Source organism: Micromonospora sp. WMMD1102, assembly GCF_029626265.1.
GTDB lineage: Bacteria > Actinomycetota > Actinomycetes > Mycobacteriales > Micromonosporaceae > Plantactinospora.
The window spans coordinates 7,088,043-7,109,241 of the sequence record NZ_JARUBN010000001.1 but is presented as its reverse complement, the minus strand read 5'-3'; the positions used below and the strand labels follow the sequence as shown (position 1 = coordinate 7,109,241).

Sequence of the window (21,199 nt, the reverse complement as noted above, 5' to 3'; positions counted from 1 at the left end):
GCGTACGTAAGGAAGGTCCGATAATGGATCTCAAGCTGCCGGACATCGACTACGCGGCTCTGGCACCGATCCTGGTGCTCTTCGGAGCCTCCGTGCTCGGCATCCTGGTCGAGGCGTTCGTCCCCCGGAAGAGCCGGCACTACACGCAGCTCGTGCTCGGCCTGCTGGCGGTGACCGGCGCCCTGGTCGCGGTGGTGCTGAACGCGCGGGACCGGCTGGTCACCGCCGGCGCGGCGGTCGCGGTCGACGGCCCGACGCTCTTCCTCCAGGGCTCGATCCTGGTGCTGTCCGCGATGGCGCTGATGCTGATCGGCGAGCGGTCGGTGCAGCGTGGCGGCGCGTTCGTCGCGCACGCCGCGGTCACCGTCGGGTCGCCGGAGGACCAGCGGCAGGCGGCCGACGAGGGCGGTGCGACCGAGGTCTACCCGCTGACCCTCTTCGCCGTCTCCGGCATGCTGCTCTTCGTCGCCGCTAACGACCTGCTGACGATGTTCATCGCGCTGGAGGCGTTCTCGCTGCCGCTCTACCTGCTCTGCGCGCTGGCCCGGCGCCGGCGGCTGCTGAGCCAGGAGTCGGCGCTGAAGTACTTCCTGCTCGGCTCGTACGCCTCGGCGTTCTTCCTCTTCGGCATGGCGCTGGTCTACGGCTTCACGGTCGGTGCCGGTGGCAGCAACTCCGGTGGCGGGGTCGACTTCGCCACCATCCGGGCCGCGGTGACCGACTCGGGTGCCAGCGAGGTGCTGCTCTTCGCCGGGCTGGCGCTGCTCTCCATCGGCCTGCTGTTCAAGATCGCGGCTGCGCCGTTCCACGTCTGGACCCCCGACGTCTACCAGGGCGCACCGACCCCGATCACCGGCTTCATGGCCGCCTGCACCAAGGTCGCCGCGTTCGGCGGTCTGCTCCGGGTGCTGCACGTCGGGTTCTCCGGGGCGAGCTGGGACTTCACCCCGGTGCTCGGTGCCGTGGCGGTGCTGACCATGCTGGTCGGGGCGGTGCTGGCGGTCACCCAGACCGACATCAAGCGGCTGCTGGCGTACTCCTCGGTGGCGAACGCCGGCTACCTGCTGGTCGGCGCCCTGGTGATCTCCAAGGACGGCCTGTCCAGCACGATGTTCTACCTCGTCGCGTACGGCTTCACCGTGCTCGCCGCGTTCGGCGTGGTGACCCTGGTTCGGGACGCCGACGGCGAGGCGACCCACCTGTCCCGGTGGGCCGGGCTGGGCCGGCGGTCCCCGCTCTATGCCGGGATCTTCACCTTCCTGCTGCTGGCCTTCGCCGGCATCCCGATGACCAGCGGGTTCACCAGCAAGTTCGCGGTCTTCGGGGCGGCCCTGGACGCCGGGCAGGCCTGGCTGGTGATCGCCGGTGTGCTGACCAGCATGGTCCTGGCCTTCCCGTACCTGCGGGTCGTGGTGCTGATGTGGCTCTCCGAGCCCGGCGAGTCCACCCCGGCGGTGTCGCTGCCGGGCGGGCTGACCACGGCGGCGCTGATGATCGGCGTCGTCGCCACCCTGGTGCTCGGGGTCGCACCGGCACCGCTGCTGGATCTCGCCAACGGCGCCGCCGAATTCGTCCGATGACCGGTCTCCCCCACGCCCGCACCGAGCGCAACCGCCCCAGACCGGGGGTCGGCCGGCGGGTGTGGCATGGTTGAAGGCGTGGGGGGAACGGCTGGCGGCATGGCGGGTCTCGGGCTCGACACGATCGGGCTCGAGTTCGCGGATGCCCGTCTGGAAGCATCGGTGGCCGGCGTGCTGGCCACGGTCGAGGACGAGCTGCGCGCCAACGTGGCCAGCGCCGACCCGATGGTGGGCGAGGCTGCCCGGCACCTGGTCGACGCGGGCGGCAAGCGGTTCCGGCCGCTGCTGGTGGTGCTCGGCGCCCAGTTCGGTGATCCGACCGCCGCACACGTCGTACCGGCGGCGGTGGTGATGGAGCTCACCCACCTGGCGACGCTCTACCACGACGACGTGATGGACGAGGCGCCGGTGCGCCGGGGCGCGCAGAGCGCCAACTCCCGGTGGGGCAACTCGGTGGCGATCCTGGTCGGCGACTATCTCTTCGCCCGGGCCGCGGACATCGCCGCCGACCTCGGAACCGAGGCGGTCCGGTTGCAGGCCCGGACCTTCGCCCGGCTCGTGCACGGGCAGATCGCCGAGACGGTCGGCCCGCGCGACGCCGACCCGGTCGGGCACTATCTGAGCGTGATCGCCGAGAAGACCGGCTCGCTGATCGCCACGTCGGCCCGGTTCGGCGGCATGTTCGGCGGCGCCCAGCCGGCCCAGATCGAGGCGCTGGCCGGGTACGGCGAGACGATCGGGGTCGCCTTCCAGCTCTCCGACGACCTGCTCGACATCGCCTCCGAGTCGGTGCAGTCCGGCAAGACCCCCGGCACCGACCTGCGGGAGGGCGTGCCGACCCTGCCGGTGCTGTACGCGCTCGCCGCCGACGACGGCGACGCCGCCTCGGTGCGGCTGCGCGAGATCCTCTCGGCCGGCCCGGTCACCGACGACGCCCTGCACACCGAGGCGCTCGGGCTGCTCCGCGAGTCCCCGGCGCTGAAGCGGGCCCGGGAGACGGTCCGCAGCTATGCCGAGGAGGCCCGCTCCCGCCTCGCCCCGCTCCCCGACACCCCTTCCCGGCAGGCCCTCGAATCGCTCTGCGACTTCATCGCCGACCGGACCGGCTGACGGGCGCCCCGCGACTTCACCGCCGACCGCACCGGCTCAGAGGGACGCCCCGCGACTTCACCGCCGACCGCACCGGCTGAGGGACGTTCTGCGCCCTACTGCCCACCGCACCGGCTGGCGGGGTGTCGGGACCGGCGCTGGCTTGTCGTCGGCCGGCGTAGCCGGGTCTTCCCGTGCCGGCGGCGGGTCCTGCGCGGCCCGGCGGCGCAGCGCGCGGAGCAGCATCCGGCGGCCGGTCAGCATCAGCCCGGCGGCGAGCAGCATCGCGGTCGCCGCGACCAGCCACATCGTCGGGTACCCGAGGTGGTCGGCGAGGGTGCCGAGGCCGAGCGGGCCGAGGCAGCCGCCCGCGTACACCCCGGTCTGGGTGATCGAGGTGGCCGTGGTCGGCGCCTGCGGATGCAGCCGGACCACGGCGAAGTTGAGCAGCCCGGGCCAGGCCCAGCCCAGGGCGAAGGCGAGTACCACGCCGGTCACCAGGGCCGGCGGGGCGGCCAGGTGCAGCAGGGCCAGCCCGCCCGCCCCGCCGACGAGCAGCGCGGCGACGGTGTTCAGGTGGCCGCCGGAGCGGCGGTCGGCGAGCCAGCCCATCAGCACCCGGGCGACCAGGCAGACGGCGCCGCCGAGGGTCAGCAGCAGCCCGGCGAGCCCGGGGGAGAGCCCCCGGACGGCCGCCGAGTCGACCAGGAAGGTGCCGAGCGCGTTCGCGGAGCCGGCCGCCAGGGTGCCGGCCACGCCGAGCACGGCCAGCGCCCCGGCGGCCCGCTCACCGCGCCGCCGCGCCGGGTCCACCGTCGGCGCCGGACCGGTGGGTACGACCGGCAGCACGGCCAGCGCGAGGAGGGCGGCGGCGACGAACGCCCAGCGCCAGCCGACGGTGAGCGCCACCGCGGGTACGGCGGCACCGGCCAGCAGCGTGCCGGCCGGGATCGCTGCCTGCTTGATCCCGAACGACAGTCCCTGCCGGCCGGGCCGCACCCGGTGTGCCAGAGTGGCGTTGCTGGCCATCTGGCCCAGCGGGTTCGCCAGGGCGACCACGCCCAGCAGGACGAGCAGTACCGGGTAGGAGCGGGCCACGGCGGCCACCGCCAGCATGGTCGCGGCGACCAGCAGCAGGCTGGCCCGGGCCACCGTGGTCGGGCCGTACCGCTCGACGAGGGCACCGGACGGGACGGAGGCGAGCGCGCTCACCCCGAAGTAGACGGCGACGGCCAGCCCCAGCCCGGCGGGGGAGAAGTCCAGTTCGGCACCGAGCTGTACCGCGAGTCCGCCGATCAGGAAGACCGGCAGTACCCCGGCCACCGTGACGGCGGTGGCGGCGAGCACGGTACGAGTGGGCCGGCCGGAGGTTACGGCCTCTGGGGTGTTCTCGATTAGATCGGCCATTTGGGACGAGCCTACGCGAGCCGCCCGTATGAACCGTTCGTGTCCGTGGCTGCACGCACGGTCGCCGTAGATCTGGCATCCTCAATCCGATCGGGCATTTCGCAGGCGCCCGGTTTTTCATATTCTGTAAGTCCCCGGCGGCGGAGGTGGTTGTGCGCGACCCCTTGGCGGAACCTTCGGACCTGATCCGCAGCGTGTCGCGTGCCTTGCGCGTGCTCGAAGCGGTCGGACGGGCACCGAGGGGCCTGACCGTGAAACAGATTGCCCGGCGTTGCGAGTTGACTGTCGCCACCACCTACCACCTGGTGCGCACACTCGCGTACGAGGGCTACGTGATCAGGCGCGAAGACGGCACGTACATCGTCGGTCTGGAGGTGGCGGACCGGTACCGCGAACTGGTCACCGCGTTCCGTGGACCACCGGCGGTCGGCGAGTCACTGCGCCGGGCCGCCTCGGACACCGGGTACAGCCACTACCTCGGCCGGTTCGTCGGCGGGCAGGTGGCGGTCACCGCCGTGGCCGAGGGCTCCCGGTCGCCGTACCTCGAAGACCTGGTGCCCGGCTTCGACGAGGGGGCGCATGCCACCGCGCTCGGCAAGGCGCTGCTGGCCACCCTCACCCCGGAGCAGCGGTTCCGCTACCTGCGCGAGTACGGCATGCGGCCGTTCACCTCGGCGACCCTGGTCGCCGCCGACGCCTTCGAGGCGGACCTGGCGGCCGGCGACCGGCGCGGGATGCACCTGGAACTGGGCCAGTTCCGGCACGGCGTGGCCTGTGCGGGGGTGCTCGTCACCCCGGACAAGGACATGGAACGCCGGGTGGTACTCGCCTGCGCGCTGCCGGCCGCCGAGATGATGACCTCGGCCCGGGTGGTCCGGGCCAAGCTGCTGGCGGTGGCCCGGACCGTCGCCGACGCCCTCGCCTCGGAAACCTGACCCGCCCCGGCCGACCCGAAACCCGAACCCGACGGGTCGAGCACCTCGGCCGCCGACCCGACCCGGCCGACCCGGAAAGCGGACGTGGTCTCCTGCTCCCCTGCCGACCGTGGGGAGCAGGAGACCACTGAGGAGGCGGTGCTCAGCTTCCGACGACGTCCCCGTCTAGCCGCCAGGTGACCACCACACCCGGCTTGGCGAAGTCGCCGTCCGGCCAGTTCGACGCCGGGTTCTCCAGCGACGCCCCGCTGATCTCACCCGGGTGCTGTACGGCGACGAAGACCGAGCGGTTGTCCGTGGTGATGAACGGCCCGCAGGTCTCCGCGCCGACCGGCACGGTGAGGAACTGCTTCAGGTGCCCGCGCTCCGGACCCTCGATCGCGGTCGCGAAGAGCCCGTCGTTGCCGCCCAGCGCGTTGCCGTCGGTCGAGATCCAGAGGTTGCCCGAGCCGTCGAACGCCACGTTGTCCGGGCAGGAGATCGGCGACACCTTGCTCTTGTCGTAGCCGGCGAAGTACGTCGACGCGTCGGCCGGGTCGCCGCAGACGATCGGCACCGACCAGGCGAAGCTCTCCGAGGCGTTGTCGTTCCGGTCCTCGACCAGCTCCAGCACATGCCCGTGCTTGTTGTTGGTGCGCGGGTTCGCCTCGTCGGCGGCCGGGTTGGTCCCGACCCCCCGGTTGGTGTTGTTGGTGAGCGCCACGTACACCTTGCCGGTCAGCTGGCTCGGCTCGACGTCCTCTGGACGGTCCATCTTGGTCGCCCCGACCGCGTCACCGGCGAGCCGGGTGAAGGTGAGCACGTCGGCGGCGGTCATCCCGGGTACGTACGAGGTGTTGCCCCGGACCAGCTTCATCCACCTGCCCCGGCCGTTGAACGCGCCGTCGCTCGGCACCTTGCCGGAGCCGTCGATCTCGGCGGCGCTGGTGTAGTCGAGCTTCGCCACGTAGAGGGTGCCGGACTCCAGCAGGGTGAGGTTGTGTTCCCGGGCGGTCCAGGAGTCGCCCTTCTTGAACTTCTTGTCCGAGACGAACTTGTAGAGGTAGTCGAACCGCTCGTCGTCGCCCATGTAGGCCACCACCCGGCCGTCCTTCGCCACGATGACGTTCGCGCCCTCGTGCTTGAACCGGCCCAGCGCGGTGTGCTTGCGCGGCTTCGACTCCGGGTCGAACGGGTCCACCTCGACGACCCAGCCGAACCGGTGCGCCTCGTTCGGGTGCTTCGCCAGGTCGAAACGCTCGTCGGCCCGCTCCCACTTGCGGCTGTCCGAGGGGTAACGGGCGGTGGTGCTGATGCCGTACCGGGCCAGCTTCGGCTTGAGCGCCTCCGGGGCGGCGTCGGCACCGACGAAGTACTGGTTGAAGTTCTCCTCGCCGGAGAGCACCGTGCCCCACGGGGTGATCCCGCCGGCACAGTTGTTCAGGGTGCCGACCACGGTCCGGCCCTTCGGGTCGGCCGCCGTCCGCAGCCAGGCCGAGCCGGCCGCCGGGCCGGTGAACTCGAACGTCGTCGAGTGCGCGGTGATCCGCCGGTTGTACTTCAGCCTGCCCTTGCGGACCGGCCTCCAGTCGCCGGTCCCGCCGACCCGCTCCAGCTCCACCACCGAGAGCCCGTGCGCGGCCATCGCCGCCTGGATCTGCTGCACGCTCATCGCGTCGAAGGTGGTGAAGTTCGGGAACATCGGGTTCTCGTTCGTGTACTCGTGGTTCACCACCAGCAGCGCCCGCTCGCCCTTGCGGTCCAGCGGGAGTACCCCGACGAAGTCGTTGTTGTAGCCGAACTGCTGCGACTGCCCGGCGGCGGTCTGGTTGTGCACGTCCAGTTCGGGTGCGCCGGGGAGCACCGGGTCGCCCCAGCGGATCACCACGGAGTGGTCGTACCCGTTCGGCACCACCAGGGAGTCGAGCTTGTTCGGCGGGATCGGCTTGAAGGTGAGCGCCGCGTTGCCGGGCCGGCGGACCGGGGTGAAGCTGTCCACCTCGGGCAGCGTGCCGCCGGAGCCGTTCCGGGGCGCGGCCAGCGCCGGGGAGCCGGCGAGTGCGCCGGCCGCCGCACCACCGAGGCCGAGCACCAGGGCGCCGACCGCGCCGGCCCGGACGACACCGCGCCGGCTCACCTCGGCGGAGACGACGTCACCGAAGTACGGGTTGTCGGACTCGTTGGGCACCGGGTGCGCGCAGGCGTTTCCGCAACGGTAGATGCAGGTCATGGTGTCGCGCCCACCGTGGCCCGCCGGGCCGAGCAGGGGGAGTAGCCGAGGTCGCTCGGTCATGGGGATGGTGCCTCCTCGCGATGTTCCGGATGCGCGCCCATGACGCCTCGGGTAATGCGCACGAGGGCGCGTGCCTGCCGGACGCTAGGAGCGCGCCGTGATCAGCGCCCGGCCCCCGGATGAACCACCGGTGAACAGCAGCGGGATGCGGCCCGGTTCCGGCCCGGGTGACCCGTCGGACCGACACCGGGCTGGCCGGCAGACCGACCTGCGCTGCCCGGCAGGTCGATGGCCCGGCGGGGTTGAACCGCCCGGACCCGGTATGCGTGAATCCAGAAGCCGGGTGGATCGGAAGTCGAGGCGGATCGGGGAGTACAGGCAGGCAGGCAGCCGGACGGGCGGGAGGCACCGGAGATCAGCGACCAGGACGACCAGGACGCCGAACTGCTGCGCGCCATGCACGACGAGCACGGCGACGCGCTGTTGGCACACGCCCTGCGGCTGGTCGGCGGTGACCGGCAGCGGGCCGAGGACCTGGTGCAGGAGACGCTGCTGCGGGCGTGGCGGCATCCGGCGGCACTGGACCCGAGCCTCGGATCGGTACGCGGCTGGCTCTTCACCACCGCCCGCAACCTGTCCATCGACGCGTGGCGGCGGCGCAGCGCCCGGATCGGTGAGGTGATCACCGACGAGCTACCCGAGCCGCCGCAGGAGGTCGATGAGACGGACCGGGCGGTGGAGGCGTGGACGGTGGCGGAGGCGCTCAACCGGCTCTCCCCGCCGCACCGGGAGGTACTGGTGGAGTGCTTCTACCAGGGCCGGTCGGTGACCGAGGCGGCGGCCCGGCTGGGCGTACCGCCGGGGACGGTGAAGTCGCGGACGCACTACGCGCTGCGGTCGCTGCGACTGGTCCTGGCGGAGATGGGGGTGACCGGGTGACGAACTGCGAATACGCCCACGACGACGGGGCGTACGTGCTCGGTGCCATGTCACCCGCCGAACGGGCCGGGTACGAGCGGCACCTGGCCGGCTGCCCGAGCTGCCGGGAGGCGGTCGCCGAGATCGCCGTGCTGCCGGGACTGCTGGGGCGGCTGGACCCGGCCGGGTTGGAGCGGATCGCCGAGCCGTCGGGCCCGGGTGAGCGGCTGCCGAAGCTGCTCGACGAGGCGCGGGCCCGACAGCGACGGGAGCGGCGGCGCGGCCGGCTCCGGACCGGCGTACTCGCCCTGGTCGCCGCCGCGCTGGCCGCCGTGCTCGGGTTCGGGGTGGCCGTGCCGGTGGTGGGGGGCGGGGACTCCGGCACGGGTGTCGAGGTGCGGATGGTCGCCATGCAGCCGGTACACGGCAACGTGCCGGTGAGCGCCGAGATCGGCTTCGACGGTACGCGCTGGGGCACCCTGGTCACGATGCGCTGCCAGTACGCGAAGACCAGGGACTACACGAAGGCGTACACGTTCCGGCTGGTGGCGCACGGCCCGAACGGCGAGACGGAGCAGATCGGCTCGTGGCTCGCCGCGCCCGGCGACGACGCGACCTTCACCGGAGTCACCCGGTTCACCCGCTCGGAGCTGATCCGGCTCGAACTCCTCCGCTACGACAACACCCCGCTGCTCGCCTACGACGTCCCGTAAACCCCTGCGCCGTCTTTCTGGCCCTGCGCCGGCAGGAGCGGGCGCTCGGGACCTTGGTCCCGAGGGTCGGGCGGGACCTTGGGCCCGGCGGTTCGGGCGCTCGGACCCGGGTGCCCCGGCGCCCTGCCGAGCAGAGTGATGGGTGTCAGGACAACGGACCGCACAAGGGTCGACCTCGGAGGCCACGATGACCACCCGCCACTCCACCCGCCCGATCTCGACGCTGGAGCGGGTCGACTCGCCCGGCGCGATGTTGAGCAAGACCGGCGCCAAGGCGCTCGCCGTACTGCGCATCTCGACCGGCTTCGTCTTCCTCTGGGCCTTCCTGGACAAGACCTTCGGCCTCGGCTACTCCACGCCCGGCGCCCGGGCCTGGATCAACGGCGGCTCGCCGACCGAGGGCTTCCTCTCGCACGTCTCGGTGGGACCGTTCGAGTCGGTGGCGCACAGCATCGCCGGTACCTGGTGGGCGAACTGGCTGTTCATGCTCGGCCTGCTCGGTGTCGGCGTCGCACTGATCGCCGGCATCGGCCTGCGGATCGCCGCCGGGGCCGGTGCGCTGATGATGGTGCTGATGTGGTTCGCGGAGTTCCCGATCGCCCAGCACACCAGCACCGGTGAACCGACCGGCTCCACCAACCCGTTCATGGACTACCACCTGGTCTACGCGGCGGTGCTTGTGGTGCTCGCCGCGACGTACGCCGGGCACACCTGGGGGCTGGGGCGGGTCTGGGCGCGGCTGCCCTTCGTACAGCGGCACCGCTGGACGATCTGACTGCTTCCTCGCATCGCCTCGCGGACCGTACCCCCCACGGTCCGCGAGGTCACTGTCGCGGCACCGGCCGGCCCGCGCCTTGACAATCGAAAGTGATCGATTAGCGTTGGGGCTCACGAGGCGAGCCGGACACTCGGCGGCGACCGACGCCTCTCGTGCCGCCGCGTTGCCGTGCGCCGATCCCCGGAGGAATCGCAGCCATCATGAGACTGACGAGCAGCGTTCTCGGTGTCACCGCGACGGCCGTAACACTGGCCGTCGCCCTGGGCGGCGCCGACGTCACGGCCAGTTCGGCTGCACCACCCGGCACCGCCCCGCTGGCCGGCACCGCCGCGCCGACCGAGCCGCCGCCGCCGACCGAGCCGCCGCCGACCGGGGGCGCGTGTGTCGTCCGCTACTCGGTCTACACCTGGGACACCGGCCTGACGAGCAGCATCACCGTCACCAACACCGGCGCGACCGCGATCACCTCCTGGGTGCTGGAATTCCCGCTGCCCGCCGGACAGGAGATCACCACCGGCTGGAACGCGGTGTATTCGCCGTCCAGCGGCAAGGTCACGGCCCGTGGCCTCGACGACCACGTCGTCATCGGGCCGGGCGCCGCGATCGCCATCGGGTTCGTGGCGACCCACACCGGTGGCACCGACAGCCCGTCCTCGTTCAACCTCAACGGGACGCCCTGCTCACTCGGCTGAGCCGCCGACCGGTCAGCGCGGCGCGGGTACGGGCCGGTGATCGAGACGGCGGTGGCCACGCCACGTCTCAGCGCGGACGCTCGACCCGTCTCTCCGTCCAGACCGGCTCGTCGGTCTCGACCACCCGGCCGTCGGCACCGAAGAGCAGGTAGCGGTCGGTGTGCGCGGCGAACCAGCGGTCGTGGGTGACCGTCAGCACCGTGCCGGCGAAACCCTCCAGGCCGCGTTGCAGCGCGTCGGCGCTGGCCAGGTCGAGGTTGTCGGTCGGCTCGTCCAGCAACAGCAGGGTCGCCCCGGCCAGTTCGAGCAGCAGGATCTGCAACCTGGCCTGTTCGCCGCCGGAGAGGCTCTGGAACGGCTGGTCCCAGGCGGGCGCGATCTCGTAGCGGGCCAGCGCCGCCATCGCGTCGTTGCGGAGCAGGGCGTGCCCGGTCGTCAGGATGTCGGCGGGGGTGCGGCCGTACAGGTCCGGGCGGGTGTGGGTCTGCGCGAAGAGTCCGGGTACGACCCGGGCGCCGAGCCGTACCGAACCCCGGTGTGCCACCTGGTCGGCCCCGGCCAGCAGCCGGAGGAACTGCGACTTGCCGGAGCCGTTGGAGCCGAGTACGGCGACCCGTTCGCCGTACCAGACCTCCAGGTCGAAGGGGCGCATCAGACCGGACAGTTCGAGCTGCTGGCAGATCAGGGCCTGTTTGCCGGTACGACCTCCGCGCAGCCTGATCCGCACGTTCTGCTCCTTCGGCGGTCGGGTCGGCGGTCCGGCCGACTCGAACCGGTCCAGTCGACTCCGCGCCGCCCGGTACGCCGAGGCGAGCGCGTCGTTGCGGGCGGCTGCCGGGCGGTGTGTACCAGGTGCCGGAGCCGGGCGTGTTCGTCCGCCCACCGTCGCCGCCGCTCGTCGAGCCGGTCGATCCGGTCCCGCCGGGCGGCCGGATAGCTGGCGAAGCCGCCGCCGTGCACCCAGACCTGCCGGTCCTCGACGGTGACGATCCGGTCGGCCGCCTCGGCGAGCAGCTGCCGGTCGTGCGAGACCAGCAGCACGGTCTTGGTACTGGCCCGCAGTTGCCGTTCCAGCCACTGCTTGCCGGGTACGTCGAGGTAGTTGTCCGGCTCGTCGAGCAGCAGTAGCCGGTCGGGGCCCCGGAGCAGCGCCTCCAGCACCAGCCGTTTCTGCTCCCCGCCGGAGAGCGTGTTGACGTCCCGCCCGGCGGCCCGCGCGTACGGCAGCCCGAGCGCCTCGGTCGTCACCGCCTCCCAGACGACTTCGAGGTCGTAGCCGCCGGCCTCGACGTACTCGGTGACGGCGTGCGCGTAGCGGAGCTGGCTCGGCTCGTCGTCGCGTTCCCGCACCGCGCGTTCGGCCGCCGTCAGCTCGGCGGCGGCGGCGCGGATCCGGTCGGGGGCGACCGAGAGCAGCAGGTCGGCGACGCTGCGGTGGTCGCGGATCGTACCGATGAACTGGCGCATCACGCCGAGTCCGCCGGAGGTGACGATCTCCCCGGCGGTCGGGGTGAGGTCTCCGGCGACCAGCCTGAGCAGCGTGGTCTTGCCGGCGCCGTTCGGGCCGACGAGGGCGGCGGTGGCGGCGTCGGCGACCCGGAACGAGACGTCGTCGAGCAGCGGGCGCCCGTCCGGGAGCCGGTGGTGCAGGTTCCTGACCTCGACGTGTGCCACGACTGCCTCCGACCGACCGAGTCACTAGACCAACGTTCTAGAGTCTAGAACGTTGGTCTAGTGCTCGAACGTCGGGCTAGACTCGCCGGCATGACAGGTGTCTGGCTGCGACCTCCGCGCTCACCGGGCCGCAGCGGCCCGCCACTGCACCGGGACCGGATCGTCGCGGCAGCGATCGACCTGCTCGACCGCGACGGTGTCGCCGGGCTCACCATGCGCCGGCTGGCCGAGCGGCTGGGCGCCGGCTCGACCACGCTCTACTGGCACGTGACGAACAAGGACGACGTCCTCGACCTGGCACTGGACCAGATTTTCGGCGAGGTGGCCCTGCCCGAACCGTCGGCGACGGCCGGCGAATGGCGGGGGGACGTCGAGGCGCTGCTGCTCGGCTGGCGGGCGGCGATGCTCCGGCACCCCTGGTCGGCGGCGCTGATCGGCCGCCCGCTGCTCGGGCCGAACGTGCTGACCCGGACCGAGTTTCTCCAGTCCACGCTGCGCCGGGCCGGGCTGGTCGAGCCGGACCTGAGTGCGGCGACGCACGCGCTGGCCAACTATGTCATCGGGGCCGCCGTCACGCTGTCGTCCTGGCAGCAGGTGGCCGATCCCGAGTCGCGGCAGGCCGCCCGGGAGCACCTCGCCGCCCGGCGGGACCGCTATCCGACCCTGGCCGAGACCGGGCACCTGGACGACCGGGACGAGGACGACACCTTCCGGCGCGGACTGGCGTACCTGCTCGACGGCCTGCCCGCCGACCAGCCTGCCGGCTCGACGGCGCCTGCCCGTGACTAACCCGCCTGCCGGCCTGCCGACCCGCCGGTCAGCCGGCGCGACGGGTCAGCGGCGGCGGAGCTTCTGGCGGAGCCGGGCGGTGACCCGGCCGGGAGTTACCGGCACGACGGAGATCATCAGCCGGCCGGACTCGTCCCGGGTCGGTGTGAGCAGATAGAGCCGGGCGCCCCGGCGGCGCAGCAGCGGCACCGGCCGGTCCAGCCGGGGCGCCCGCAGCGCCGCCGCACCACCGGCGCCGGCCGCGCTGTTCGCGCCGAGTGCCCGGTCGGGGTCGAAGGGCCCCGACTGGGCCGAGACGATCCGGCGCCGGCCGGTCGCGACGGCGGCGGCGAGCAGGTCGGCGGCCCGGAACCTGATCCGTACGCTGCTTCCGGCATCGCCCCGGGCCAGCACCACGGTCTCGGCCGGGACCTCCTCGGCGCTGACGGTCAGCGGGTCGCCACCGGCACCGGCCAGGTCCGGCAGCGGCGAGTACGCGGTGATCGTCAGTACCCGCTCGCCGCGCTCGTCCTCCTCCCAGCCGAAGCCGGTGGCGTCGAGCTTGGCCGGCCACTCCGGCACCGCCGTCACCTCGAAACACGCGTCCGGCAGCCCGCGCGCCGGGTCCCGGAACCCCGGGTACGCCGCATACCGCCGCCCACCCTCGACCACCGTCGCCGGCACACCCACCTCGGCGTCCTGCCGGACCACCGCGAGCAGGTCGTCCAGGCTGCCGTCCCGGGTCAGCGCCAATCTGATCCGGGTCTCCGCGCCCAACTGGTCGGCGATCTCCCCGGTCAGGTGTTCCGCCACCAGCCGCCCGATCCCGGCGTGCACCGCCTGCTGGCTGTCCCGGTCGAGCCGGAGCAGGTCGTCCTCGACGAGCTTGGCGACCTCGTGGTCGAACCGGCGCACCATGATCGCGTCCCGGCGCTTGCCCGGCTCGATCAGCTCGGCCACGTACGCCAGGTTCGCCTCGACGGTACGCAGCCGTTCCAGGTGCCGGCTCAGATAGGTGATGTTCGTGGCGCCGAACCGGCGTACGGCGTAGTAGAACTCGTAGTCGGCCAGCACCGAGATGCGCCGGGCCCGGTAGCACGCCTCCAGGGTGAACGGCAGGTCGCTGGCGATCCGCATCTCCTCGCGGTAACGGATGCCGTGCCGGTCGAGCAGCTCCCGGCGGAACAGCTTGGTGTTGGCCAGCGAGCGGGGCAGCGGTGAGTCGAAGAGGTCGACGTCGACCGCGTTGCGGGCGAAGATGTCCTGGTAGATGTGCCGGCTGTTCACCCCGACCACCTTGCCGAGCACCACGTCGGACTGCCAGGCGTCGGCGGCGGCGACCAGCCGCTCCAGCGCCTCCGGGCCGAGGTGGTCGTCGGCGCCGACGAAGAAGACGTACCGGCCGGTGGCGGCGTCCAGGCCCTGGTTGCACGGGCCGGCCGGGCCGCCCGAGTTCGGCTGGTGGAGCACGGTGAAGGTGCCGGGGTGCCGGGCGGCGTACCGGTCGAGTTCGGCACCGCTGCGGTCGGTCGAGCCGTCGTCCACCGCGACGACCTGCATCCGGGACAGTCCGATGGTCTGCCGGACCAGTGAGTCCAGGCACCGGGTCAGATAGGGCATGGTGTTGTAGACCGGCACCACCACGCTGACGTCCGGTGCGTTCATCGGGCGTCACCCTCCATTTTCCGCCGGTTCACCAACCCGATTCCTCGAATTCATCTGTTCGACTTCCCGGGCCTTCCCTGAATCGCCGGAAGTGTACGCCAACAACCAGCCGTGCCCGTAGGTCGTGGTTGTTCATTCCGTGTTCACCCGATTCGCCGAAGCCACGCCGAGCCGGCCGGGACACCCTGCGGTCGGCTCCCGACCGGCCAATGTACGCGCATTCTCCGCCTCGAATTAACCCGCGAATCCGCGCCCGGCAAATAGTGTTCACGTCCGGTATCGCCCCGGCATCGGATCCCCCGACGAGTTAGCGGGTCAAAATGTCATCCACCCCCCACGTCAGTGTTGTGATCCCCACCCGTGGCCGGCCGGACCTGGTGACCCGCGCGGTCCGCAGCGTACTGGCGCAGACCGTGACCGATCTCGAGGTCGTGGTGGTGGTCGACGGTCCGGACGGTGCCACCCGGGACGCGCTCGCCGCGATCGGCGACGACCGGCTCCGGGTGTTGGTGCTGCCCGAGTCGGGCGGGGCGCCGAACGCCCGCAACGCCGGGGTCGGCGTCGCCCGGGCCCACTGGACCGCCCTGCTGGACGACGACGACGAGTGGCTGCCGACCAAGCTCGCGGTCCAGCTGGAGCTGGCCGGGAGCGCCCGGGTGGCGATGCCGATCGTGGCCTGCCGGCTGCACAACCGGACGCCCCGGGCCGAGTTCGTGATGCCGCGCCGGCTGCCGGCGCCCGGCGAGCCGCTGACCGAGTACCTCACCCTGCGGCGGGGGCTGTTCCACGGCGACGGCTTCATCCAGACCTCGACCATCCTGGCCCCGACCGAGCTGTTCCGCCGGGTGCCGTTCGCCGTCGGCCTGCGCCGGCTCCAGGAACTCGACTGGACGTTCCGGGCGCTCGACCACGCCGACGTGGACCTGGTCTACGCCGCCGAGCCGCTGGTGATCTGGCACCAGGACGAGGACCGGCCCCGGGTCACCTTCGACACGGTCTGGGAGGAGCAGCTCGACTGGCTCCGGCGGAGCCGGCCGCTGCTGACCCGCCGGGCGTACGCTGCACTGACGATGAGCGTGATCAGCTCGATGGCGGCACCGACCCGGAGCGCGGCGGCGTTCGGCACCCTGCTGCGGGAGGCACGCCGGCACGGCCAGCCGGGCATCTTCGACTATCTGGCGTTCGCCCAGATCTGGCTGATCCCGCCGCAGCTGCGGCGTACCCTGCGGGACCGGATCCTGCGCAAGCCCGGCCGTGTCGCCGCCCAGCCGACCGAATCCGCAGCCGTCGGCGGCCCGTCGGTCAGCGCCGGCCCGTCGGTCAGCGGCGGTACGGCCGCCGTCCGGCAGCCGGTCGGCGCGGGCCGGCGGCTTTCGGGTGACGCCGGGCGTCCCAGCGAGATCGGCGCGTGACCACCCCGATGCCATCTGGTGGTGCCGACCCGGCGCCGACCGTGGTCATCTGGCGTAGCGGCCTGCTCGCCGGCTCCGAGACGTTCGTCCGCAACCAGGGTCTCGCGCTGCCGCGCTGGCAGCCGAGGTTCCTCGGCGCCACCCGGATCGACTCGCCGCTGGCCGCCGAGACCGACGTGATCGCCTATCCGGACGGCGGGCGGGACCGGCAGGCGTTCCTGCGACTCCGGTTGACCGGCGAGTCGCCGAGGTTGCGGCGGCTGCTGGCCGGGCTGCGACCGTCGGTGGTGCACGCGCATTTCGGCAACGACGGCTGGCTGATCAGCCGGACGGCCGAACAGCTGGGCGTGCCGCTGGTGGTGACCGTGCACGGCTACGACGTGACGCGGCAGCCGCACGCGCCCGGACTGCGCGGCGTCCGCTACCGGCGCAACCTGTGTCAGGTCTTCGACCGGGCCGCGCTGATCCTGGCCGTCTCCGGCTTCATCCGGGACCGGGCGATCGCGGCAGGCGCGGACCCGGGCAAGGTGCGGGTGCACCACACCGGGGTACCCGTCCCGGCGGAGGTGCCGGACGTGCCGAAGCGCTGGGACGTGACCTTCGTCGGCCGGTTCGTCGAGAAAAAGGGCGTCGACGACCTGGTCGAGGCGCTCGGCACCCTGGCCGACCGGCGGCCGAGGGTACTGCTGATCGGCTCCGGACCGCTGGAGTGGCCGATCCGGAAACGGGCCGCCGCCCTGGGGCTGGACGCGACCTTCCTGGGCGCCCAGGAGCCGTCGGCGGTCGCCCGCCACCTGGCCGAGTCGAGGGTCTTCGTCTCGCCGTCGAAGACCGCCGCCGACGGGGACGCCGAGGGCCTGCCGACGACGATCCTGGAGGCGGCCAGCCTGGGCCTGCCCACGGTCTCGACCTACCACAGTGGAATCCCGGAGGCGGTGCTGCCCGGCCGGACCGGACTGCTCGGCCAGGAGGGCGACCGGGCGGCCCTGGCCGGCAACATCCGGCAGCTCCTCGTCGACGACGGGTTGCGTGCCCGGGTCGGCGGCGCGGCCCGCCGGCACGTCGCCGAACACTTCGACCTGCACCGGCAGACCCGGCTGCTCGAAGAGCTCTACGAGTCGGTCGCCGCCGGCCGTCCCGGCCAGCCGGCGGGCCGGACCCGGCTGCCGGCGTAGCTGGCTGATCCGGCTGCCGGCGTAGCTCCCTGGCCGAGCGGACGCCGAGTCAGCGGGCGGCGGTGGCGGCGGCCGGTTCGGGGGTGGCGGAGAGCAGCGCGGCCCGGGACCGCCGGACGTTGCGGATCGCGTCCACCGTGAAGACCACCAGGGCCAGCCAGACCAGCCCGAAGCCGGCCAGCCGGGCCGGTGGCATCGGCTCGTGGAAGAGGAGTACGCCGAAAGCCAGCTGGAGGATCGGCGCCAGGTACTGCAACATGCCGAGTGCGGTCAGCGGAAGCCGGTTCGCCGCCCCGGCGAACATCAGCAGCGGGATGGCGGTGGCGGCGCCGGCCAGCATCAGCAGGGCGGTGTGCCCGGCGGAGACCTGTCCGAAGCTCGACTCGGCGCGCCAGCTGAGCCAGCCCAGGTAGCCGAGCGCCGGCAGGGTGAGCGCCGCCGACTCGATGAACATCCCCTCGGCGGCGGGCAACCCGAGCCGCTTCTTCACCAGGCTGTACCCGCCGAAGCTCGCCGCCAGGGTCAGCGCGATGTACGGCAGCCGCCCGTAGTCGACGGTGAGTACGCCGACCGCGACACCGCCGATGCCGAGCGCCGCCCACTGGGGCGTCCGCAGCCGTTCCCGCAGCACGGTGACCCCGAGCAGCACCACGACGAGCGGGTTGATGAAGTAGCCCAGCGCGGTCTCGACGACCCGTTCGGAGTTGACGCCGTAGATGTAGGCGCCCCAGTTGACCGCGATGAGCATGGCGGCGAGCCCGATCCCGGCGAGCTTGCCCGGGCGGTGCCGCAGTTCACGCAGGAAGCCCCAGTTGCGCAGCACGGCGAGCAGGAGCGCGACGAAGACCACCGACCAGACCACCCGGTGGGCCAGGATCTCGATCGGCCCGGCCGGCTTCAGCAGCCGGATGTAGAGCGGGAAGAACCCCCACAGGGTGTACGCACCCAGCCCGTAGAGGTACCCGCGCCGCACCTGGTTCATTAGCTCAGCGTAAGGGGCTGACCCGGATCAGAGTCCTTTCCGGTGAGCGGGGTCACCGGGCCGGGCGGGGTCACCGGGCCGGGCGGGGTCAGCGGATCGGGCTGCGGCGCCGGGGCGGCGGAAGCCTGGCGCAGCCTGAGTTCCATCCACTGCGACGGGTCGGCCAGCGGGGTGAAGCCGACCTCGGCGTACACGCCGTGTGCGTCCCAGGTGGCGAGCAGGATCCGGCGTGCGCCCCGGCGGTCGAGATCCTCCCGGACGGTACGCACGATCCAGCGGGCCAGCCCCCTGCCCCGGGCGGCCGGATCCACGTAGACGTCGCAGAGATAGCCGAAGGTCGCCCCGTCGGTGACCAGCCGGGCGAACGCCACCTGCCGGCCGCCGTCCGGGGCGTACACGCCGTAGACGGTCGAGCCGTCGATGGCCCGGAGCAGCGTCTCCCGGGGCTGGCCGAGTGCCCAGTAGGCGTCGGTGGCGAGCCAGTGGTGCACCCGGTCGACGTCCACCCGCCGGGGATCGGTGCAGAGTTCGTACCCGTCGTCCCGTGTCAAGGTCAGCACGGCACGACGCTATCCCCGGCCGTCCTCGCCGGCCCGAGCCAATTCCCGACCAGTGGTCCGACGCGCCGGGCCGCCGAACGTCACCTCGACACCGACCGCGGGCTGCCCCCGGCCGGGCCGGCGGGCTCCGGCCGGACGGGACCGGCCCCGGTCGGCACCCGGAGGGCGCCGGACCGGGGCGCGGCGGTTCGGTCGCGGTCGTCAGCAGGTCGGGCGGTTCAGTCGCGGTCCATCACCAGGCCGAGCAGCCAGGTGACGAGGCTCACGAAGAGTGCGCCGAGCACTGCGGCCGGCCAGAAGCCGTCCACCTCGAACGGCAGGCCGAGCCCGCCGGCTATGGCGCCGGTGAGCATGAAGAGCAGCGCGTTCACCACCAGCGCGATCAGGCCGAGGGTGAGCAGGTAGAGCCCGCAGCCGAGCGTTTTGATGATCGGCTGGAGTACGCCGTTGACCACCCCGAAGATGACCGCCACCAGGAGCAGCGTGCCCACCGCCCCGCCGATCGAGTCGGTGTCCAGGGAGATCCCCGGGATGATCAGCGTGGCGAGCCAGAAGGCCAGGGCGGTGCCGGCGAGCCGGACGAGAAGTCCCTTCAGAAAACCCATGCCCGCAGATGGTGCCACGTGATCCCACGTCAGCCCAGATCAAACGGCCACCGGATCCCCGGCCGCCACCGGTCCGACCCCCACCCGTCCGGCCGCCGCTGGTCCGGCCGACGCCGGTCAGCGGGCCGGCGGGCCGATCAGCTGGGACTCGATCGGGGTGGCCGAGAGCAGCGCCCAGCGCAGCACCCGACGGTTGATCACCCCGACCATGTCGGCCCGGATCCGGGTCAGCCAGTCCGCCGAGTCGCCCAGCCCGAGCGCCAGCCCGGCCAGTTGCGCCTCGTGCGGCCGGAGCGGCTGCAACACCACCAGGTCGGCCCGGGAGACCGCGTCCACGTCGACCGGGGCCAGCTCGTCGCGTACGACCAGGCTGGTCTGCCAGCCCGGTCCGGGCTGGGAGTCGGCCGCCACCGGACCGACGTCGACCACCACCAGCAGCGGGTGCAGCTGGGTGCCGGGCGGGCCGCCGACCGGCCGTCCCGGCGGGATCATCGCGATCGGCGAGCCGGGCCCGCTGGCCCCCCGGACGAACGGCTCCCAGGCGCGCGGCCGGGCGGTCTGCACCACGATCCGGGCGCCGAGCGCCATCGCCCGCAGCGCGACGAGCTGCGCGGCGCGTACCCCGCCGATCAGCACCACCCGGGTGGTCTCGGCCCGGAACAGCCGGGCGACCACCGCCGCGCCGTGCCGGTTGGCGCCGAGCATCAGCCCGGCCAGCCCGATCGGCAGGTCGAGCGAGTCCACAGAGGATGCCGGCAGCGTGGTGGCCGGTGCCGGGGCGGTCGGGCCGGCACCCAGCACGCCGAGCGGCAGGGTGGCGGCGACCCCGTCGAGCTGCTCGCCGTCCAGCCGGCGGGCGACGGCGTGCTCGGCGGAGAGCAGCCGGCGCAGCGCCTGCACGGCGGTGCCGAGTGCCTGCGGGGTGGGCGCGGCCAGCCGTACCGTGACGTCCACCCGAACGTTGTCGGTGCCGCCGCCCGCCCACGGCCCGGCGCTCACCGAGACCGTGGTGGCGGTCGCCGGCAGCGCCAGCAGCCGGGGCACGAAGCGGCGCCCGGCCTCGGCGCGCAGGTCCGGCCAGCGACGCAGCCGGAAGGTGGTCTGCACCAGCCCGCCGACGCTGACCCCCTGCCAGTTCTCCCGGGCCGGTTGCGCGCCGTCGTGGTGCACCGTCTCCGCGAGTACGCCGAGCGCGGCGCGTTCGCCGAGCACCCGGGTCGGCACCGGGGCGAGCCGGCGGCGGACCTTGCGTACCGCGCTGGAGAGTGCCCGCCGCAGGTCCTCGTCGGACCAGCCGTCGGCGCGCAGCACCCGGACGGCGAGCAGGGCCCGCTCGTGCCCGAGCAGCCGCCCGTCGGTGAGCTGCCGGTACGACGTCGCCGGAGTGCCGCCGCCCGCGGCCAGCGTCGGAGCCGGGGCACCGGTGAGCACCAGTTGCACCCGCATCGGCGGGGTCTCGGCGCTGGCCGCCGGCAGCAGCCCGGCCGGGGAGAGCAGCGACTGCGGGGCGTCGGCGAGCATGCCGACCTGGTCGCCGAGCTCGAGTACGGCGGTGAGGCCGTAGGCGTCGCTGACCATGCAGGCGGCGTCGCCGGCCAGGTCGACCGGCAGCACCACGGCTCCGGGGTTGACCATGTCCAGGAGGGCCTCCGGCGGCGCGGCCTGCGCCAGGGTCCGCTGCCGGGACGAGTAGCGCATCCCGATGCTGATCCACTCGAACAGCCAGCGTCGACGCAGCCGGATCCAGGTCAGCAGCACCAGGGCGAGGGCCAGCAGCGCGGCCCCGACGAGCAGCAGTGGGCCCTGGCCGGCGGCGGCCAGCACCACTGCCAGCGCCACCTGCAACGCCACCACCTGCCCCGCCCGGACCCCGAGCAGGCCGGACCGGGTCGGTGTGGAGGACGCCGGCAGTGGCGCCGGTGGCGACCGGTCGATCCGGCTGCCCGGGGTGCCGGTGGGCCGGGTCCGGTTGTCTGCCGCAGTTACCGTCACCGCGATAGCCTCCCCTGGATGGGCGTCGGCCGTGGGCCCGCC

The 21,199-nt window shown here is 73.0% G+C and carries 17 protein-coding genes and 1 pseudogene; 10 read left to right on the top strand and 8 right to left on the bottom strand.

Annotated elements, in window-relative coordinates:
* Positions 1 to 20: 20 nt before the first annotated feature.
* Both nuoN and O7626_RS32205 read left to right on the top strand, forming a co-directional pair.
* Positions 21 to 1,580, top strand: a complete 1,560-nt coding sequence (gene nuoN, locus O7626_RS32210; protein WP_278066416.1) for an NADH-quinone oxidoreductase subunit NuoN — start codon at positions 21 to 23, stop codon at positions 1,578 to 1,580.
* A gap of 66 nt (positions 1,581 to 1,646) precedes the next feature.
* Positions 1,647 to 2,690: a polyprenyl synthetase family protein gene (locus O7626_RS32205; RefSeq protein WP_278064771.1), complete on the top strand. Its 1,044-nt coding sequence runs from the start codon at positions 1,647 to 1,649 to the stop codon at positions 2,688 to 2,690.
* A 57-nt stretch (positions 2,691 to 2,747) separates the two neighbouring features.
* On the opposite strand, the gene O7626_RS32200 is transcribed toward O7626_RS32205, so the two are convergent.
* Positions 2,748 to 4,076: an MFS transporter gene (locus O7626_RS32200; RefSeq protein WP_278064770.1), complete on the bottom strand. Its 1,329-nt coding sequence runs from the start codon at positions 4,074 to 4,076 to the stop codon at positions 2,748 to 2,750.
* 152 nt (positions 4,077 to 4,228) lie between these two features.
* On the opposite strand from O7626_RS32200, the gene O7626_RS32195 reads away from it, so the two are divergent.
* Entirely contained in the window at positions 4,229 to 5,011 is a 783-nt protein-coding gene (locus O7626_RS32195) for a helix-turn-helix domain-containing protein (RefSeq protein WP_278064769.1), read from the top strand.
* A 142-nt stretch (positions 5,012 to 5,153) separates the two neighbouring features.
* On the opposite strand, the gene O7626_RS32190 is transcribed toward O7626_RS32195, so the two are convergent.
* A complete protein-coding gene (locus tag O7626_RS32190; protein WP_278064768.1) occupies positions 5,154 to 7,283 on the bottom strand; it encodes a PhoX family phosphatase in 2,130 nt (709 codons plus the stop codon).
* A 354-nt stretch (positions 7,284 to 7,637) separates the two neighbouring features.
* Here O7626_RS32190 and O7626_RS32185 point away from each other — a divergent pair, with 354 nt between their 5' ends.
* The 4 genes from O7626_RS32185 (at position 7,638) to O7626_RS32170 (ending at position 10,324) form a co-directional block, all read left to right on the top strand.
* On the top strand, positions 7,638 to 8,162 hold the full coding sequence (locus tag O7626_RS32185) for a sigma-70 family RNA polymerase sigma factor (protein WP_278066415.1): 525 nt from the start codon (positions 7,638 to 7,640) through the stop codon (positions 8,160 to 8,162).
* Positions 8,159 to 8,854: a zf-HC2 domain-containing protein gene (locus tag O7626_RS32180; protein ID WP_278064767.1), complete on the top strand. Its 696-nt coding sequence runs from the start codon at positions 8,159 to 8,161 to the stop codon at positions 8,852 to 8,854. Before O7626_RS32185 ends, O7626_RS32180 begins: the two co-directional genes overlap by 4 nt.
* A 187-nt stretch (positions 8,855 to 9,041) precedes the next feature.
* Positions 9,042 to 9,629 carry a DoxX family protein gene (locus O7626_RS32175; protein WP_278064766.1) on the top strand — a complete coding sequence of 196 codons (588 nt, stop codon included), beginning with the start codon at positions 9,042 to 9,044 and terminating at the stop codon, positions 9,627 to 9,629.
* Between the two features lie 203 nt (positions 9,630 to 9,832).
* Positions 9,833 to 10,324 (top strand): cellulose binding domain-containing protein, encoded by a 492-nt coding sequence (locus tag O7626_RS32170; RefSeq protein ID WP_278064765.1) that lies wholly within the window; start codon positions 9,833 to 9,835, stop codon positions 10,322 to 10,324.
* A 67-nt stretch (positions 10,325 to 10,391) separates the two neighbouring features.
* Here O7626_RS32170 and O7626_RS32165 read toward each other — a convergent pair.
* Positions 10,392 to 11,998: pseudogene (locus tag O7626_RS32165) on the bottom strand (ATP-binding cassette domain-containing protein).
* A 90-nt stretch (positions 11,999 to 12,088) separates the two neighbouring features.
* Between O7626_RS32165 and O7626_RS32160 the strand changes: the two are divergent.
* The gene (locus O7626_RS32160; RefSeq protein WP_278064764.1) at positions 12,089 to 12,787 is read left to right on the top strand and encodes a TetR/AcrR family transcriptional regulator C-terminal domain-containing protein; all 699 of its coding nucleotides are present in this window, start codon (positions 12,089 to 12,091) and stop codon (positions 12,785 to 12,787) included.
* 45 nt (positions 12,788 to 12,832) lie between these two features.
* Here O7626_RS32160 and O7626_RS32155 read toward each other — a convergent pair whose 3' ends face one another.
* Positions 12,833 to 14,431 (bottom strand): glycosyltransferase, encoded by a 1,599-nt coding sequence (locus O7626_RS32155; RefSeq protein ID WP_278064763.1) that lies wholly within the window; start codon positions 14,429 to 14,431, stop codon positions 12,833 to 12,835.
* A gap of 320 nt (positions 14,432 to 14,751) precedes the next feature.
* Between O7626_RS32155 and O7626_RS32150 the strand changes: the two genes are divergently transcribed.
* Entirely contained in the window at positions 14,752 to 15,843 is a 1,092-nt protein-coding gene (locus O7626_RS32150; protein ID WP_278064762.1) for a glycosyltransferase family 2 protein, read from the top strand.
* Positions 15,840 to 17,018, top strand: a complete 1,179-nt coding sequence (locus O7626_RS32145; protein WP_278064761.1) for a glycosyltransferase — start codon at positions 15,840 to 15,842, stop codon at positions 17,016 to 17,018. The genes O7626_RS32150 and O7626_RS32145 overlap by 4 nt, the downstream gene beginning before the upstream one ends.
* 49 nt (positions 17,019 to 17,067) lie before the next feature.
* Here O7626_RS32145 and rarD read toward each other — a convergent pair whose 3' ends face one another.
* From rarD to eccE, 4 genes are all read right to left on the bottom strand, one after another.
* Entirely contained in the window at positions 17,068 to 18,000 is a 933-nt protein-coding gene (gene rarD, locus O7626_RS32140; RefSeq protein WP_278064760.1) for an EamA family transporter RarD, read from the bottom strand.
* Entirely contained in the window at positions 18,000 to 18,560 is a 561-nt protein-coding gene (locus O7626_RS32135) for a GNAT family N-acetyltransferase (protein WP_278064759.1), read from the bottom strand. The genes rarD and O7626_RS32135 overlap by 1 nt, the downstream gene beginning before the upstream one ends.
* Positions 18,561 to 18,778: 218 nt before the next feature.
* Positions 18,779 to 19,165, bottom strand: a complete 387-nt coding sequence (locus O7626_RS32130; protein ID WP_278064758.1) for a phage holin family protein — start codon at positions 19,163 to 19,165, stop codon at positions 18,779 to 18,781.
* Positions 19,166 to 19,282: 117 nt separating this feature from the next.
* Complete coding sequence (eccE, locus tag O7626_RS32125; RefSeq protein ID WP_278064757.1) at positions 19,283 to 21,157, bottom strand: type VII secretion protein EccE; 1,875 nt, start codon at positions 21,155 to 21,157, stop codon at positions 19,283 to 19,285.
* Positions 21,158 to 21,199: the final 42 nt, after the last annotated feature.

Bases quoted from the DNA above. Each gene is read 5' to 3' on its own strand.
- O7626_RS32205 (WP_278064771.1), top strand. From the start codon at position 1,647: ATGGTTGAAGGCGTGGGGGGAACGGCTGGCGGCATGGCGGGTCTCGGG.
- O7626_RS32200 (WP_278064770.1), bottom strand. From the start codon at position 4,076: ATGGCCGATCTAATCGAGAACACCCCAGAGGCCGTAACCTCCGGCCGG.
- O7626_RS32190 (WP_278064768.1), bottom strand. From the start codon at position 7,283: ATGACCGAGCGACCTCGGCTACTCCCCCTGCTCGGCCCGGCGGGCCAC.
- O7626_RS32175 (WP_278064766.1), top strand. From the start codon at position 9,042: ATGACCACCCGCCACTCCACCCGCCCGATCTCGACGCTGGAGCGGGTC.
- O7626_RS32170 (WP_278064765.1), top strand. From the start codon at position 9,833: ATGAGACTGACGAGCAGCGTTCTCGGTGTCACCGCGACGGCCGTAACA.
- O7626_RS32160 (WP_278064764.1), top strand. From the start codon at position 12,089: ATGACAGGTGTCTGGCTGCGACCTCCGCGCTCACCGGGCCGCAGCGGC.
- O7626_RS32155 (WP_278064763.1), bottom strand. From the start codon at position 14,431: ATGAACGCACCGGACGTCAGCGTGGTGGTGCCGGTCTACAACACCATG.
- O7626_RS32150 (WP_278064762.1), top strand. From the start codon at position 14,752: ATGTCATCCACCCCCCACGTCAGTGTTGTGATCCCCACCCGTGGCCGG.
- rarD (WP_278064760.1), bottom strand. From the start codon at position 18,000: ATGAACCAGGTGCGGCGCGGGTACCTCTACGGGCTGGGTGCGTACACC.
- O7626_RS32130 (WP_278064758.1), bottom strand. From the start codon at position 19,165: ATGGGTTTTCTGAAGGGACTTCTCGTCCGGCTCGCCGGCACCGCCCTG.